Source organism: Chrysiogenia bacterium, assembly GCA_020434085.1.
GTDB lineage: Bacteria > JAGRBM01 > JAGRBM01 > JAGRBM01 > JAGRBM01 > JAGRBM01.
This window is the reverse complement of the sequence record JAGRBM010000404.1, coordinates 1-14,905: the sequence shown is the minus strand read 5'-3', so window position 1 is coordinate 14,905 and position 14,905 is coordinate 1. Positions and strand designations below refer to the sequence as shown.

The 14,905-nt window shown below is 62.4% G+C and carries 16 protein-coding genes; 9 read left to right on the top strand and 7 right to left on the bottom strand.

From position 1 onward, the window contains the following. Positions 1 to 1,651, bottom strand: a 1,651-nt coding sequence (locus tag KDH09_13960; protein MCB0220801.1) for an MMPL family transporter, incomplete at its 3' end; no start/stop codon positions are given. 362 nt (positions 1,652 to 2,013) lie between these two features. Here KDH09_13960 and KDH09_13955 point away from each other — a divergent pair. The 4 genes from KDH09_13955 to KDH09_13940 all read left to right on the top strand — a co-directional run bounded on the left by KDH09_13955 (position 2,014) and on the right by KDH09_13940 (position 4,777). After that, complete coding sequence (locus KDH09_13955; protein MCB0220800.1) at positions 2,014 to 3,246, top strand: thiolase family protein; 1,233 nt, start codon at positions 2,014 to 2,016, stop codon at positions 3,244 to 3,246. A 154-nt stretch (positions 3,247 to 3,400) separates the two neighbouring features. After that, positions 3,401 to 3,802, top strand: coding sequence for a VOC family protein (locus KDH09_13950; GenBank protein MCB0220799.1), 402 nt, complete (start codon positions 3,401 to 3,403; stop codon positions 3,800 to 3,802). A 147-nt stretch (positions 3,803 to 3,949) separates the two neighbouring features. Next, the gene (locus KDH09_13945) at positions 3,950 to 4,330 is read left to right on the top strand and encodes a cupin domain-containing protein (GenBank protein MCB0220798.1); all 381 of its coding nucleotides are present in this window, start codon (positions 3,950 to 3,952) and stop codon (positions 4,328 to 4,330) included. Between the two features lie 102 nt (positions 4,331 to 4,432). Then, on the top strand, positions 4,433 to 4,777 hold the full coding sequence (locus KDH09_13940) for a hypothetical protein (GenBank protein ID MCB0220797.1): 345 nt from the start codon (positions 4,433 to 4,435) through the stop codon (positions 4,775 to 4,777). A gap of 124 nt (positions 4,778 to 4,901) precedes the next feature. Here KDH09_13940 and asnS read toward each other — a convergent pair whose 3' ends face one another. From asnS to KDH09_13920, 4 genes are all read right to left on the bottom strand, one after another. Next, positions 4,902 to 6,212, bottom strand: coding sequence for an asparagine--tRNA ligase (asnS, locus tag KDH09_13935; protein MCB0220796.1), 1,311 nt, complete (start codon positions 6,210 to 6,212; stop codon positions 4,902 to 4,904). 85 nt (positions 6,213 to 6,297) lie between these two features. After that, positions 6,298 to 6,717 (bottom strand): YeeE/YedE family protein, encoded by a 420-nt coding sequence (locus KDH09_13930; protein MCB0220795.1) that lies wholly within the window; start codon positions 6,715 to 6,717, stop codon positions 6,298 to 6,300. After that, on the bottom strand, positions 6,714 to 7,361 hold the full coding sequence (locus KDH09_13925) for a YeeE/YedE family protein (GenBank protein MCB0220794.1): 648 nt from the start codon (positions 7,359 to 7,361) through the stop codon (positions 6,714 to 6,716). Before KDH09_13925 ends, KDH09_13930 begins: the two co-directional genes overlap by 4 nt. Then, complete coding sequence (locus KDH09_13920) at positions 7,342 to 7,536, bottom strand: hypothetical protein (GenBank protein MCB0220793.1); 195 nt, start codon at positions 7,534 to 7,536, stop codon at positions 7,342 to 7,344. The genes KDH09_13925 and KDH09_13920 overlap by 20 nt, the downstream gene beginning before the upstream one ends. A gap of 169 nt (positions 7,537 to 7,705) precedes the next feature. On the opposite strand from KDH09_13920, the gene KDH09_13915 reads away from it, so the two are divergent. Further along, complete coding sequence (locus KDH09_13915; protein MCB0220792.1) at positions 7,706 to 8,530, top strand: undecaprenyl-diphosphate phosphatase; 825 nt, start codon at positions 7,706 to 7,708, stop codon at positions 8,528 to 8,530. Between the two features lie 55 nt (positions 8,531 to 8,585). Continuing rightward, positions 8,586 to 9,686 carry a mannose-1-phosphate guanylyltransferase gene (locus KDH09_13910; protein ID MCB0220791.1) on the top strand — a complete coding sequence of 367 codons (1,101 nt, stop codon included), beginning with the start codon at positions 8,586 to 8,588 and terminating at the stop codon, positions 9,684 to 9,686. On the opposite strand, the gene KDH09_13905 is transcribed toward KDH09_13910, so the two are convergent. Next, positions 9,683 to 10,021: a hypothetical protein gene (locus KDH09_13905; protein MCB0220790.1), complete on the bottom strand. Its 339-nt coding sequence runs from the start codon at positions 10,019 to 10,021 to the stop codon at positions 9,683 to 9,685. The genes KDH09_13910 and KDH09_13905 overlap by 4 nt on opposite strands. A 164-nt stretch (positions 10,022 to 10,185) precedes the next feature. Here KDH09_13905 and KDH09_13900 point away from each other — a divergent pair, with 164 nt between their 5' ends. Together KDH09_13900 and KDH09_13895 are read left to right on the top strand one after the other, a co-directional pair. Next, positions 10,186 to 10,464 (top strand): type II toxin-antitoxin system Phd/YefM family antitoxin, encoded by a 279-nt coding sequence (locus tag KDH09_13900; GenBank protein ID MCB0220789.1) that lies wholly within the window; start codon positions 10,186 to 10,188, stop codon positions 10,462 to 10,464. Positions 10,465 to 10,467: 3 nt separating this feature from the next. Further along, complete coding sequence (locus tag KDH09_13895) at positions 10,468 to 10,800, top strand: type II toxin-antitoxin system RelE/ParE family toxin (protein MCB0220788.1); 333 nt, start codon at positions 10,468 to 10,470, stop codon at positions 10,798 to 10,800. 4 nt (positions 10,801 to 10,804) lie between these two features. Here the strand turns inward: KDH09_13895 and polA are convergent, their stop codons facing one another. Beyond that, positions 10,805 to 13,588: a DNA polymerase I gene (gene polA / locus KDH09_13890; protein MCB0220787.1), complete on the bottom strand. Its 2,784-nt coding sequence runs from the start codon at positions 13,586 to 13,588 to the stop codon at positions 10,805 to 10,807. A gap of 80 nt (positions 13,589 to 13,668) precedes the next feature. Between polA and lnt the strand changes: the two genes are divergently transcribed. After that, a partial coding sequence (gene lnt, locus KDH09_13885) for an apolipoprotein N-acyltransferase (GenBank protein ID MCB0220786.1) occupies positions 13,669 to 14,905 on the top strand: 1,237 nt, incomplete at its 3' end.

Sequence of the window (14,905 nt, the reverse complement as noted above, 5' to 3'; positions counted from 1 at the left end):
CGCCGCCGGGCTCGAAGTCGGCCTGCACGGGAACCCGATCGAACTCGGGCCGCTCGGCATGGAGGGACTTGTTCAGGCGCTCGACAAAATCCACGACAGAAATTGTCTTGGAGACCTCGGGAATCGTCTCGAGGTAGTCCTCGATCTTGCGCATCTTGAGCATGAAATCGGGGTCCTTCACCCCGTCTTCCTCACCCGAACCAAGCACCACTTCGAGGTTGGCCACCGCGCCGAGCTGGTCTTCGATGGCGTAGGTGTTCTGACGAATGGGACTCGACCCCTGGAAGAACTCGATGGCCACGGTTTCGGTCTTGAGCATCGTGATACCCCAGATGGCGACGCCCAGCAGGGCAAAGGTACAAGCCAGAATGGCCTTCGGGCGGGCGCGCACAAAGCGGTCCATGGCCTGGAGTGTGACCAGCGTGCGGTCGCGGTAGCCGGCTTCATCGGGATGCAGGTGATGGGGCTTGCTCGGGTCGGCAATGTCCCTTGGTACCTTGCCGTAGCTCAGCAGCGCCGGCAGCAGGGTCACGGACACGAGGAAAGCCAGCGCCACGCCGAACGCGGCCAATGTGCCGTACTCGTTGACCGGCGGCATGTCCGACATGGTGATGGATGCAAAACCGATGCAGGTCGTCAGTGAGGTCAGGAAGCAGGGCATGAACATGTCTTCGATCGTGACGACCGCTGCTTCCTTGCGGTCTCCAATTTCATGGAGCCTCTCATAGTAGTCCACGACGATATGTATGGAGTCGGCGATGCACACCGCAATGAGCAACATGGGGAGCATCGCCGTCATGGTCTGAATGGCCGAGCCGATGGTCACAATCATGCCGACCACTGCCACGGTCGTGACCGCCACAACGAGCAGCGGATAGACCACGCCCGTCCAGCGCCGGATCACCAGGAAGAGCACCAGAATGATAAGCCCGTAGAGCGCGGGCATCAGGCGCTGGTTGTCCTGGAGCGAGTATTCGAAGAACGCGTAGTCGATAAACGGCGAGCCCGCGTAGTAGACGTAGTACCCGCTGGTGGCTTCTTCCTTGTCGAAAACCTTGAACATGTGACGCGAAAGCTCGACCTTGTGATCGAAGGTATCGCTCACGCGCTCGACGCGGCCGATGACCGCCGCGCTGGTGCCTTCGGGATTGGTGAGCAGCGAGATGGCAAGCTCGTCGCCGGGAATGTTTTTTCCCGGGTCGCCCAGGATCACCCGCTTGGCATGATCGATGTCTTCCTGGGCGAGCGGGAAGTCATTGTCATCGATTGCATCGCGCAGCAGGCCGTCGACAATGAGCGAGTTTTCTTCGCCGTGGATCCACTCGAACTCAGTGAGGCTCTGGACCTTGTTGATGTAGGGGGCCTCTTCCATCTCACGGGTCAGGCGCTCGATTGCGGCCAGGGCGTGATTGTTGAAGACACCGTTTTCCTTGTCCTCGATCACGGCAATGACGAATTCATCGTCGCCGAAATATTCATGGAGCTGATCGTAGGCCACGCGCGCCGGGTCGGTGGGGCGGAACCAGATCTCGGGAGTCATCACGAAACCGATGTCGAGGGCCTTCCATGCAAAGAAGGCGAACATGACGAGGTTGAGCGCAAGGATGAATACGCGCTGGTCGATGACGAAGCGGGCAAAACGCTTGATCACAATGATGTCTCCCGTGGATGCAGATCCGCTGACAGCTAAAAAGTTAGATGCCCGGTGCCGGGGCAAGGTATCGCGGTTTCGGGGAGAATTGGAAGCACTTTATTCCGACCCCCAGTCAGGTGCGAGTCGCGATCTCGCCAGTCTTTTCAGGGACTTGGCGGATCAGACCTGAAGGGCATTCAGCCTTTTGCGGCGGCGGGAACTCCCCGCTCGCACGATCAATTGACTGGCCAGTCAATTTAACGGTAGAACCTCTGTGGCAATTCCTCTGCATCCAAACAAGGAGCAGGCGGATTCGCCGACGCCGGGGCAGATACACAACTCGCCCCAGGCACGCGCCAACGCGCAGGAGGAACACGAAAATGGCAGATACCGCATACATCGTCGGATGCACCCGCACGGCCATGGGCCGCAAGAAGGGTGTGCTGGCCAAGACCCATCCGGTCGATCTGGCAACGGCAGCGCTCAACGGCCTTGCCGAGCAGTGCAAGCTCGACACCGAACAGCTCAAGCAGGTCGACGACGTCATCATGGGCTGCGTCACCCAGACCGGCGAGCAGGGTACCAACGTCTCGCGCGGCGCGGTGCTGGCCGCCGGCTGGCCCATCGAAGTCTCGGGCGTGGCCATCAACCGTTTCTGCGGCTCGGGCCAGCAGGCCGTCAATTTCGCGGCGCAGGGTATCATGAGCGGCACGCAGGACCTGGTAGTCGGTGCCGGCGTCGAGAGCATGACCCGCGCGCCCATGGGCGCCGACATCGGAGCGCCCAGCCGCCTGCTCACCTCGAAGTATGCGCTGGTTCCTCAGGGCGTCTCGGCCGAGATGATCGCCTCCAAGTGGAAGCTCTCGCGCGACGACCTCGACCAGTTCGCCGTCAAAAGCCAGCAGAATGCCAAGGCCGCCATCGAGGCCGGCAAGTTCGATGCCGAGATCACGCCGCTGGAAGTAACCGTCGATGCCGGCACCGCCGAAGCCTACGAGGCCCATCTCAAGAAGTTCGGACGCACCCTCAAGCAGGAGAAGGTCGGCGACGACAAGGTCAAGATCACTGTCGATACCGATGAGCACCCGCGGCCCGAGACCACAGTGGAGGGCCTTGCCAAGCTCAAGCCCGTCTTCAAGCCCAAGGACGGCGTGATTCATGCCGGCAACAGCTCGGGCATCGTCGACGGCGCCAGCGCCGTCATGCTCGCCAGCGAGAAGGCCGTGAAGGAGCTGAACCTCAAGCCGCGTGCCCGCATCGTCGGCATGGCCGTGGCCGGCAGCGAGCCGGTCATCATGCTCACCGGTCCGATTCCTTCGACCGAAAAGCTTCTCAAGAAGACGGGCATGAAGATGTCCGACATCGACCTCGTCGAGATCAACGAGGCCTTCGCCTCGGTGCCGCTGGCCTGCGGTCAGGATCTTGGGTTCGACTGGGACACGGTCAATGTCAACGGCGGCGCTATTGCACTGGGCCACCCGCTGGGTGCCACCGGCGCGCGCCTGATCACCACGCTGGTCAACGAACTCGAGCGCACCAACAAGCGCTACGGCCTGGCCACCATGTGCATCGGCTTCGGCATGGGCATCTCGACCATCATTGAGCGCGTCTAAACAGCTTCGCTGTGTTTACAGGGGCCCCCGCTTGGGGGCCCTTTTTCTTGAAACCACAGATGGCCACAGATGAACACGGATGGGGCGGGTCCGTCTTTGCATCTGTGTCTATCTGTGTTCATCTGTGGTTACACTTTCTTCCAAGGAGAAAGCCATGGCTTACAAGCTCGTCCATACCTGCCTGCGGGTGCTCGATCTCGACGCCTCGCTCGATTTCTACTGCAACAAGCTCGGCATGGAAGTTCGCACGAAGAAGGAACTGCCCGGCGCCGATGCCACCCTGGCGTTCATCGGCTGGCCCGGCGATCCCTTCGACATCGAGCTCACCTACAACCACGGCCGCACCGAGCCCTACACCGTCGGCGATGGCTACTCCCACATGGCGCTTCACGTGCCCGATCTCGATGCCTTCTACGCCGAGTTCAAGGACCAGGTGAACTTCTCGACGCCGCCCAAGACCATCGGCAGCGGCTCGAAGATCGCCTTCATCTCCGATCCAGACGGCTACCGCCTCGAAGTGATCGAGCGCAAACCCGGCGCCGAAACCCGCGGCTAGCGGAGAAAACTCTCTTGTCATCCTGAGCAAAGCGAAGGATCTCAACGTCGTCACGCCTTTGCCGGCCACGCAGGTTGATTGGAGGCCCTCAAGGGTTGAGATCCTTCGGGCTACGCCCTCAGCATGACAGGGCAGGGAGGCGATGCGATGAAACCCACCATCAAACGCGCGAGCGCGCGCCCGGCCGAGTTCTACATCCCCGAGCGCTGCTTCGTGACCGAGTGGCTGGGCGCCGCCGACGATCCCGCGCTCTCGGTTGCCAGAGCGCGGGTCGAGCCCGGCGTCACGACCGCCTGGCACAAGCTCGAGGGAGTGGCCGAGCGCTATGTCATCGTGAGCGGCAGCGGCCGCGTCGAGGTGGGAGAGGAACCGCCTGCGGTGGTCGGCCCGGGCGACGTGGCGATTATCCCCGCCGGCGTCCGTCAGCGCATCACCAACACGGGCGAGGAAGACCTCGTCTTCGACTGCCTGTGCACGCCCGCGTTTACGATGGAGTGCTACGTGGACCTGGAACCGGATGGCGTCTGATCAGCCCCTCTCCCTGAAAGGGAGAGGGGGAATCGGAGGTTGGACTCTTGTACGTGAGCTAACTCGCAGTCAGGCGCCGCCCGCATCGGCTATACTTCGGGCATGAAAAAAGCGGTCTACGTTCTCATCGCCGGGATACTGGTGGGCGGCTGGCTCTACTGGATCACCAGGCCCATGCCCGTGCTTGAGATCCGCGGGCGCACGCCCATGATGAAGCTCAAGCGCCCCTACGAGGACCTCGACTACCACGACCGTGACGAATACGTGGAAATTTGGCTGGGCGAGGGCAAGCAGGTGCAGATCACCGACTACGGCTATGGCTACACCAAAAGCGACGCCGAGCCGCAAAAATACATCTGGCTCGAAGCCCGCTACCGCGAATACGTGGGGTACATGTTCGACGACGGGTATACGGACATCACGTGGCCGGATGGGCGGCGGTATTGAACATCAATGCATTGGCTGTTTGTCATTCTGAGCGAAGCGAAGAATCGCGTTGTCGCAAGTTGGCGCTGATCCAAAGCCGATTCTTCGCTTCGCTCAGAATGACAATGGAAAGTTGCGAAGCAACCTACGGCCAGATCTTCTCCAGCATCCGCGGGAAGGCAATCGTCTCTCGGACGTGCTTGATGCCGCAGATCCAGGCCAGGGTCCGCTCGATGCCCAGGCCGAATCCGGCGTGGGGGACGCTGCCGTATTTGCGCAGGTCCAGGTACCAGGAGAGCGGCTGCTCGGGGATGCCTTCTTCTCTCATGCGACCCACCAGCGTTTCGTAGTCGTCCTCGCGCTGGGCGCCGCCGACGATCTCGCCGTAGCCCTCGGGGGCGAGCAGGTCCATGCTCAGGCTGAGCTTGTCGTTGTCGGGGTCGCGCTTCATGTAGAAGGCCTTGCAGGCGGCCGGGAAGCGGTGGATGAAGGTCGGCTGGTCGTGGCGTGAAGCGAGCAGGGTCTCTTCTTCGGCGCCAAAATCCTTGCCCCACTCGTGATCGATGTTGTGTTCCTTCTTGAGAATCTCGACGGCCTCATCATACGAGAGCCGGGGGTAGGGCGTCCGGGCCGCGGCCTTGAGGCGGCCCACGTCGCGCTCCAAAATGGCGAGCTCTTCGGTGCGCTCGCCGCAGACGCGGCCTATCAGATAGCTCACAAAATCTTCGGTCAGCTCCATGTCGCCGGCCAGGTCGAGATAGGAGACCTCGGGCTCGACCATCCAGAACTCGTGCAGGTGGCGGCGCGTCTTGCTCTTCTCGGCGCGGAAGGTGGGACCAAAGCAGTAGGCGCGCCCGAAGGCCTTCGCGGCTGCTTCCATGTAGAGCTGCCCCGACTGGGTGAGGAAGGCGGGCTCGCCGTGGTAGTCGAGCTCGAAGAGCGTGGTCGTTCCCTCGCAGGCCACGCCCGTCAGGATCGGCGCGTCCACCAGCGTAAAGGCCTGCCACTCGAAGTAATCGCGAATCGCCTTGATGAGCTCGTTGCGGATGCGCGCGATGGCGTGCTGGCGCTTGGAGCGAAGCCACAGGTGACGATGCTCCATGAGAAAGCCCGTTCCGTGTTCCTTCGGGCCAATGGGATAGTCGGAGACGGCCTGGTGGACCTCGATGTTGCTGGCCTGCAGCTCGAACCCAAGCGGCGAGCGCGGGTCGGCCACCACCTTGCCCGTGATGGAGACCGACGATTCCTGCCCGGCAGACTGCGCGGCGGCAAAGATCTCTTCGGAGACTTCTTCCTTATTGAAGATGCACTGGATGGTGCCGGTGCCGTCGCGAAGCTGGATGAACACGAGCTTGCGCAGGTCGCGGGTGTGGTAGACCCAGCCGTTGAGCGTAATCTGCTTGCCCTCGAACTGCTGAATGCGGGCGATGACGGGCTGATGAATCGAGAGGTCCATGCACTTGCTCCATGGCGGCTGCAGCGCCGCTCGGAGAAGGTATCTACCGCAGGGATTGAGCTGAGAAAAGGGCGCGGTGCGCCCCTTACATGTCGCAGCCTCCGCGGTCCCAGCCGAAGAGTTTCGGATGGACCCGGTCGTAGAGGCCGATCCCGGCGAGAATCCCCGCCAGCGTGATGAGCGCGGGGAGCTGACCCTCGCCAAGCTGGACGAGCGTGATGGTGGGGCAGCCGCCGGTGAGCGCCCAGCCCGCGCCAAAGAGCACGCCGCCGGGGACGATGCCCTTGTGGAAGCGGCGTTTGGGAATCTCGCGTTTCCCGCGCAGCAGCGCGAAACCGATCATCGTTACGGCCAGCCCGCCGCCGAAGGAGAGAAACATCCGCAGGTCGGCGAAGGTGAACATCTTCTGAACCTCGCCGTAGTCGGCAAAGCCGATGTTCCCCAGGGCGAAGCCGAAGAACAGGCCGATGGCCAGGGTGAGCGCGCGGCGAAGATTCGGATTCATCCGAGCAGCCCCCTCAACAGAAAGGCCACGGCGACGCCCGCGCCGAAGAAGCTGGCCGTTCCCAGAAAACTTGCCGGCTGAAAGGCGCCGCAGCCGGTAAGGCCGTGCCCCGAAGTGCAGCCGCCGCCCATGCGCACCCCAAAGCCGATCATCAGCCCGCCCGCGGCCAGCACGCCCATGGAGAGGGCGCCGCTGCCGAAGTAGGACTCGAAGGCCGGGCCCAGGCTCCAGCGCAGCTCTGCCATGCCGTGGGTGAGCGCGGCGAGAAAAGCGCCGATCAAAACGGCGACAAAGAACATGAAGTGCTCGGCCGGTCGGATGCGAACGCTCGGTCCTTCGCCGGTGGCCGGCTCGTCACAGGAGGGGACGGCCTGCTGCCTGGCCGCCTCGTCTCCAAAGCGCGCGAGCGTGGCGGTCATGAGGGCGGCTTCGAGATCGCCCGCTTCGGCGAGCTGCTCCTCGGCATCGGCGGCCTCGTTCTCTTCCTTCCAGTGCACGAGGCGCCCAAGCAGGCCCGAGACGCCCAGCGGGCGGCGCAGCACCAGCGGGAAGAAAATTGCAATGAAGCCGAGCGCCAGCGCGCCGGCCCACCAGGGCCAGTAGATCGACTGCGCCGGAAGCAGATTACTTAGCGGGTTTTGCACCGAGACTGGTTCCATCAGGCAGCAGGGTTATGGGGACGGGCTTGCCCTCCAGCGAGAGTTTGTAGCGCTCGCATCCCTCGAATGTTGCCTCGCAGTAGTGAATCTGCCAGAGCTTGAGCGCCGCCTTGAGCGAGAACTGGGGAAAGAGTTCGCAGGACTCTGCATGCGGGCACATCTTTTTGTCAGACACTTCGGACCTCCATTCCCCATCCCGGAGGAAAACGCCATGAGGCGAGCTGCCGAACCGCTTCATTATTCCCCCTTAATCCGCGTTGTTCAACGCTCCCGGGACTCGAATCTTCGTCCTCCGGCGGCTATGGTGCCGCGGCGCAAGAGGACCTGAGTTGACACATCTCGACGCACTCATTCTGGGCATCGTGCAGGGGCTCACCGAGTTCCTGCCGGTCTCTTCGTCCGGGCACCTGGTGCTGGGGCAGGCGCTCCTTGGGCTCAAACAACACAGCATCGAGTTCGACGTGGTGGTGCATGTGGCCACGCTGCTGGCCGTGGTGGTCTATTTCCGCTCCGAAGTGCGGATGCTCATTGCCGACAGCCTGAGCGCCCTCAAGGAGCGCCCGGCCGATGTGATGGACGCCAACCAGCGGCTCGTCGGGGCAAGGCTGACCTTGCTGGTCATCGCAGCTTCGATTCCAACGGCAATCATCGGGCTTGGATTCGAGGATCTCTTCGAGCAGCTCTTCTCCAGCGTGCGCGCCGTGGGCGGCTTTCTGCTGGTTACCAGCGCGCTGCTCTGGCTCACCTGGAAGAGGGGCGGCGAGGAATCGAGCGCGCCTCGCTATGAGACCCTGAACGTGCGCCGCGCACTGGTGATCGGCCTGGCCCAGGGGGCGGCCATTGCGCCGGGAGTCTCTCGCTCGGGCTCGACCATTGCGAGCGCGCTGCTCTGCGGGGTCGAACGTCGAAGCGCGGCGAGTTTTTCCTTCCTGATCTCGATCCCGGCCATCCTGGGCGCGGTCGTCGTTCGCGCCGATGAGCTTGGCGCGATTCCGGCAGACCAGTATGGGGTGCTGGCGCTGGGTTTTGCCTCGGCGCTGATCTCGGGTCTGTGCGGCCTGTGGTTCCTCATGCGGATTGTGAACCGGGGCGGGCTCTACCTGTTCGGCTTCTACACCGCCGCGGTGGGAATCGCAGCGCTGATTCTGGGCTAGCTTTTTCTCTCCCCGCAAGTTGGCAATGCCGGGGCAGGGCGCTACTTTCAGCCCCATGGTGAAGACTCCCGACAACGTACACGTCATCGTCCTGGCGGGCGGGCCCGGCACGCGCCTTTGGCCCATTTCCTCGGACAAGCTGCCCAAGCCCTATCTGGCCATACCCGGCCCGCGCACGCTCATTGAAGAGACCGTTGCCCGCGCCAGGAAGCTTGCACCGCCCAACCGGGTGTGGGTCGTGGCACTCAAGGAACAGCTCCCGCTGCTGCGCAAGTATCTGCCGAAGATGGACGAGTGCCAGTGGCTTCTCGAACCCGAGGCCCGCAACACCGCCGCGGCCATTGCCTTCGGCACGGCGGCGATTTTGAAGCGCGACCCCGAGGCGATCATTGCCGTCACCCCGGCCGATCACGTGGTGAGTGAGCCCGACGCGCTGGTCGGCGCGCTCGCCAAGGCCGCGCGTTTTTGTGAGGACGAGTACGGAATCGTGTGCGTCGGCATCAAGCCCACCGAGCCCGCGACGGGCTACGGCTACCTGGCCATGGGCAAGAAGAAGAACCACGGTGTTCACCAGCTCAAGCGCTTCATCGAAAAGCCCAAGCACGCCAAGGCAAAGGATCTTGTCAAGAAGGGCGCGCTCTGGAACGCCGGGATGTTCGTCTTCAAGGGAGAGGTGCTGATCAACGAGCTAGAGCAGCACCTGCCCGAGCTGCACGCGCCCCTGGCGGCAGCGCTCTCGGCAAAGACCGAGGCGGCCACGCGCAAGCAGCTCCTCTCGAACTACGAGAAGCTCCCCAAGATTTCCATCGACTATGCCGTCATGGAAAAGACCAAACACGCCTGCGCCATCAAGTGCGCCTGCGGCTGGTCGGACGTGGGCACCTGGACCGAAGCGCTTCGGGTCTCGGGCGGAAAGATCGAGAGCGAGAACGGAACCGCGCGCTGGATGCGCGACGGGGAAGTCGTCTGCGGCGAGACCGGCAAGCTCACGGCTGCGCTGGGATTCGGCAAGGCCATCCTGGTCGAAGGTCCCGGCGGCCGGCTCATCCTGCATCCCGATGCGGCTTCTTCCGTTGGTGACGTCGCAAAGGAAGCGGCGAAGATCCAGAGCCTCGCCAAAAAGCCCGCGAAGAAATCAAAGAAGAAAAAGGCCTAGGGCTCGCGAAGCAGAAGCGTTCCCTGCGCGGTGGTGATCGCCACCTCGTGCTCGGTGCTCTCTCCGATGGGGGAGACACGAACCCGCCGCACGGGCATTTTTCGCCCGGCCAGTTCGATCCACACCGGCACGCCGCCCTTGCCGGCTTCGTAAGTGACACCGACGCTGCCCAGCGTTCGCTCGATGATCTCGCCGCGCCGGTCCTGAACTTCCGCGGCGCGCCGGATCTCCAGTGCCTGTCCGGCCGGGCTTTGCGTCCCGGCCAGCGCGTCATCCATCTGCCCGTAAGCCAGGGCCGCGCCCAGCAGGAATGCGCCGATCTGCAGTGCTTTCATCGCCAACCTCCGTGAGCGGGAGTGAACCGCTCACAGGTGCATTGTCTCGCTCGCTACGAGCAAATCGTGTGCGGCCCGTCACACATGAAGGAGGTTTAATTCTTGGAGTTGTTTTGCGTAATATCTGAATATGAACTAAATTAAGTCCATTCCCGGAGGCCTCCATGAAGCTCAGTACCCAGGTTAAATCCATCAGCTATCTCAAGGCCCATGCCGCCGACATCATCCGCGAACTCTCCGAAGGCGGTGAACCCTACGTCATCACTCAGAACGGCGAGGCCAAGGCCGTGGTGATGGACGTCGCGGAGTACGAAAAGCTGGAGGAAACCATGGCCTTGCTCAAGATTCTTGCAATGAGTGAGAAACAGGTGCAGGAAGGGAAGGTTGTCCCGGCGAAGCAAGCCTTTGCTCAGGTTCGAGCCCGCGCTCGCACCCGGCGGTAATCGATGGCCTATTCTATCGTTTTCTCAGAATATGCTGTGCAGGACCTCAACGATTTGCACGAGTTTGGCACGCTTCAGGATTCGAGTGTCCGTGCCGATGCAGTTCTCGATCAGATCGAAAAGGTTTGCGCCGGGCTGGCTGAGTTGCCCAACCGTGGCCGCAGAGTGCCGGAGCTTGAGGAATTCGGGGAACTTCGGTTTCGGGAAATCCGAATCAAGCCGTGGCGAATTTTCTACCGCGTGACCGGCAAGCGGATCTATATCCACGGCATTCTAGACGGCAGGCGTTCTCTTCGAGCAATTCTTGCCAAACGCGCCTATCAGCCTGAATCCTGACCCCTCAGTGAATCTCCGCCCAGTTCTTGCCGTAGGCGAAGTCGACCTTGAGCGGAACGCTGAGATCCAGGCCCCCTGACATCTTCTCCATGATGAGTTTCTTCGCCTTGGCTTCCTCTGCCGGGGGAACTTCGAAGACGAGTTCGTCGTGGACCTGGATGAGCAGGCGGCTCTTCATCTTCTTCTCGTGCAGGGCGTCCTGCAGTTCGATCATGGCCTTCTTGATGAGGTCGGCGGCCGTGCCCTGGATCGGCGTGTTGATGGCCGTGCGCTCGGCAAAGCTGCGTTCCTGGAAGTTCTTTGCGTTGATGTTGGGCAGGTAGCGCCGGCGCCCCAGCAGCGTGGTCACGTAGCCGTCCCGCTTGGCTTCCTCGGTCACGCGATCGAAGAAAGCCTTGACCCCTGAGTAACGCTCATAGAAGGCGTCGATATAGTCCTGGGCTTCGCCGCGGGAGATCCCCAGGCTCTGGGAGAGCCCGTGGGCCGAGACGCCGTAGACGACCGAGAAGTTGATCGTCTTGGCGGCGCGGCGCTGGTCCTCTGTAACGTCCTTGGCTTTTACCTCGAAGAGCGCCTGCGCGGTCTCCGAGTGGATGTCGGCGTCGTTCTTGAAGGCCTTGATGAGCGCCTTGTCCTCGGCGGCATGGGCGAGGATGCGCAGTTCGACCTGCGAGTAGTCGGCCGAACCCAGCAGCCAGCCTTCTTCGGGAATGAAGGCCTCACGGATACGCTTTCCTTCGGTGGTCTTGATCGGGATGTTCTGGAGGTTCGGGTCCGAGGAGGACAGGCGCCCGGTGGCGGCCACGGTCTGGTTGAACGAGGTGTGCACGCGCCCGGTCTTCTTGTCGACCAGTTCGGGGAGCGCGTCGATGTAGGTACTCTTGAGCTTGGAGAGCCCGCGGTAGCGCAGAATGTGCTGGGGCAGCTCGTGCACTTTGGCCAGCTCTTCGAGCACGTCCTGATCGGTGGAATAGCCCGTTTTGGTCTTCTTGGTGGGCGTGAGTTCGAGGCGCTCGAAGAGAATCTTCTGGAGCTGGCGCGGCGAGTTCACATTGAATTCAACGCCGGCGATCTTGTGCGCGGCTTCGAGCTCGCTCTGCATGGTCTTTCCGAACTCGCGCGAGAGTTTTTCGAGCAATTTCAGATCGAGCCGCACGCCGGTCTCTTCCATTTCGGCGAGCACGTCGATGAGCGGCATCTCGACATTCTCGAAGAGCTCCTTGAGGACGGGCAGGGCGTCGAGATCGCGGGAGAAAATCTCCCAGAGCCGGAAGGTGGCGTCCGAGTCCTCGGCGCCGTATTCGGTGGCGCGCGGGACGTCCACTTCGGAAAAATTCTTTTGTTTGGAGCCGCGACCGGCCACGTCGGCGTAGCTGATCATGCGGTGTTCGATGAATTCGAGCGCGAGCGCGTCGAGCCCGTGGGAGTTACGCCCGGGATCGAGCACGTAGCTGGCGATCATGGTGTCGAATCCCTTGCCGGCCAGCGTGCGGTCGTAGCGGCGCAACACGCGCTTTTCATACTTGGCGTTGTGGGCGATCCAGGTGAGCTTCGGATCTTCCCAGAGCTCGTCGAATGCCTCGAGGACCGTCTCGCGCTTGAGCTGCTTGGGCACGCCCAGATAGTTGTGTCCCACTGGCACGTAGCAGGCCTTGCCGCGCTCATAAGACAGGGAAATTCCGACGATCTCGGCTTCTAGCTCGTTCAGGGACGTCGTCTCGAAGTCGAAGGCATAGACGCCGGCCTTCTTCGCGGCCTTGATCCACTTGGCGAGCTCTTTTTCATCGTCGATGCACACGTATTTCGAGCGATCGAGCCCCTGGTAGTCGCTCTCCTGGGAAAGGGAATCGATGAGCTTGGTGAACTCGAGCTTTTTGAAGAGCTCGATGAGCTGCTCGGTGTGATTGTCCTTGCGCTCGTAGTCCTTGAGGGCGTCGGGAACGTCCGCGGTCCGAATGAGGGTAGCGAGTTTCTTGGAGATGCGCGCGTCTTCGGCGTGCTCTTCGAGGCGCTCCTTGAGCTTGCCCTTGAGCTCGCCCGTGCTCTTCAGAACGGTTTCGAGATCGCCGTAATCGTTGATCAGCTTGGTGGCCGTTTTGGGGCCCACGCCGTAGACGCCGGGAATGTTGTCGGAGGTATCGCCCATGAGAGCCTGCACCTCGACGACCTTTTCGGGGGGGACGCCCCATTTCTCTTCCACCTGGGCCTCACCGATGGCCTTGCGCTTCATCGGGTCCCACATGAGCACGTGCTGGTCGATGAGCTGCATCAGGTCCTTGTCGGAGGAGACGATGACCACGTCCTTGCGCTTCTTGCGCATGCGCTCAGCCACCGAGGCAATGAGGTCGTCGGCCTCGAAGCCCTTTTCGCGCAGCACCGGGATGTTGAAGGCGCGCACGACTTCCTCGATGAGGTCGAACTGGGGAACGAGATCCTCGGGCGGCTCGTCGCGGTTGGCCTTGTATTCGGGATAGATGTCGTTGCGAAAAGTGGTGCGGCCGCTGTCCATCACGACGGCCAGATACTTGGGATTAAAGCGCCGCTCTAGCTCGAGCAGCATCTGGCAGAAACCGTAGATCGCGCCGGTAGGGTGGCCCTTGGAATTGGTGAGCTGGGGCAGGGCGAAATAGGCGCGGAAGACATAGGCCATGCCGTCGACAAGGTACACCGCGTCCTCGGCGAGCTTGGGCTCGGGCGCGTCGTGCTCGGTCTTCTCGGAACTCTTCTTGGGTGCCTTTTTGGCCGTCTTCTTCGCGGACTTTGCCGCCGGTTTTGAACTGCTTGCCATGGGGGCCGAGCGTAGCGGCGCGCCCGCGAAAGTGGAAGCCCTTGCCCGAAGGGCAGGGCCGGGGTATCGAGTGGACACCGATGAGTGAAAGCTCCAAATCCCCGTTGGCCTCAGCGGCGCTCTTGCTGGCCTTGCCGCTGCTCGATGGTGTGGTCTCCTCGGCCGCCTTTGCGCCGTTTTCGTTGGCGCCGCTGGCCTTTCTCACAGGCACGCTGACCCTGTTTGTGGTGCGGCGCCTCTCGCTGCCGCTGGCGGCGCTTGCGGCCTATCTCTACGGGGTGAGCTTCGCTGTGGCCGTGGCACCCTGGGTCTACACGGCCATGCACGAGCACTACCACATCGGCGCTCTGGCGAGCGCCGCGTTCAATGTCTTTATCGTGGGCGGCGGCGTGGGTTTTTATCTCGCAACACCCTTCATCATCTGGCGCTGGCTGTGCGGCCCGGCAGGGGGCGAGCAGGCTCTCTCACGCTGGCAGCGGGTGTTGAGCGCGGCATCGCTCTTCTATCTGTTCGAGCTGCTTCGCACGCACGGTGTTCTGAGCATGCCCTGGGGGCTCATTGGCGCCGGAGTGGCGGGATCGGAGCTGCTGAGCCAGTCGGCGGACCTCTTCGGCGCGCTCGGGCTCTCGTTTGCTTCGATGCTTTGCTCGGCGCTGCTCGTTGAAGCAATCGAGGAATGGCTGGCTGCCGGTGAGCGAAGCTGGATAATGCTTGCGAAGAATCGCGCGTTTCTGGGGGCGCTCGCCGTGCCGGTGGCGCTGCTTGTCTACGGCGGCGTGCGCTACGCGCAGGTCGCCGCGGAGCTCGAAGAGCCCTCCGGCAAGACGCTCAAGGTCGCCGCCGTCCAGGCGAACATCCCGCAGGGCGATCGCTGGAAGGCGGACCTCGTGCCGCGCACGATGGGAACGCACATCAAGCTCTCGGCCGAGGTAGCCCGTGACTTTGAGCCCGACCTGATCGTCTGGCCGGAAACGGCAATGAATACCTACATCACCGATCCGGGCAACGAGTATCAGCGGCGCATTCACCAGATCGCTTTCGAGCATGATGCCCACTTCCTGCTGGGCGGCCCTCATGCGGAGTTCACCGACGCGGGCGAGCCGCTCTACTTCAACTCGATCTTTCAGCTCGATCCGCGCCGCAAGTTCGTTGCGCGCTACGACAAGATCGAGCTGCTGGCCTTTGCCGAGTACAACCCGCTGAGCAACGCGCCCTTTTTTCCGCGTCCTGCCGAGGTGCCCCGCGACTATTCGCCGGGCGAAAAGCCGGGAATCTTCGACGTGAAGGGCGTGAAGCTTGGCGCCATGATCTGCTTTG

Bases quoted from the DNA above. Each gene is read 5' to 3' on its own strand.
- KDH09_13920 (MCB0220793.1), bottom strand. From the start codon at position 7,536: ATGTGCCCGCATGCAGAGTCCTGCGAACTCTTTCCCCAGTTCTCGCTC.
- KDH09_13895 (MCB0220788.1), top strand. From the start codon at position 10,468: ATGGCCTATTCTATCGTTTTCTCAGAATATGCTGTGCAGGACCTCAAC.
- asnS (MCB0220796.1), bottom strand. From the start codon at position 6,212: ATGGACCTCTCGATTCATCAGCCCGTCATCGCCCGCATTCAGCAGTTC.
- KDH09_13940 (MCB0220797.1), top strand. From the start codon at position 4,433: ATGAAAAAAGCGGTCTACGTTCTCATCGCCGGGATACTGGTGGGCGGC.
- KDH09_13950 (MCB0220799.1), top strand. From the start codon at position 3,401: ATGGCTTACAAGCTCGTCCATACCTGCCTGCGGGTGCTCGATCTCGAC.
- KDH09_13910 (MCB0220791.1), top strand. From the start codon at position 8,586: ATGGTGAAGACTCCCGACAACGTACACGTCATCGTCCTGGCGGGCGGG.
- KDH09_13905 (MCB0220790.1), bottom strand. From the start codon at position 10,021: ATGAAAGCACTGCAGATCGGCGCATTCCTGCTGGGCGCGGCCCTGGCT.
- polA (MCB0220787.1), bottom strand. From the start codon at position 13,588: ATGGCAAGCAGTTCAAAACCGGCGGCAAAGTCCGCGAAGAAGACGGCC.
- KDH09_13945 (MCB0220798.1), top strand. From the start codon at position 3,950: ATGAAACCCACCATCAAACGCGCGAGCGCGCGCCCGGCCGAGTTCTAC.
- KDH09_13930 (MCB0220795.1), bottom strand. From the start codon at position 6,717: ATGAATCCGAATCTTCGCCGCGCGCTCACCCTGGCCATCGGCCTGTTC.
- KDH09_13955 (MCB0220800.1), top strand. From the start codon at position 2,014: ATGGCAGATACCGCATACATCGTCGGATGCACCCGCACGGCCATGGGC.
- KDH09_13900 (MCB0220789.1), top strand. From the start codon at position 10,186: ATGAAGCTCAGTACCCAGGTTAAATCCATCAGCTATCTCAAGGCCCAT.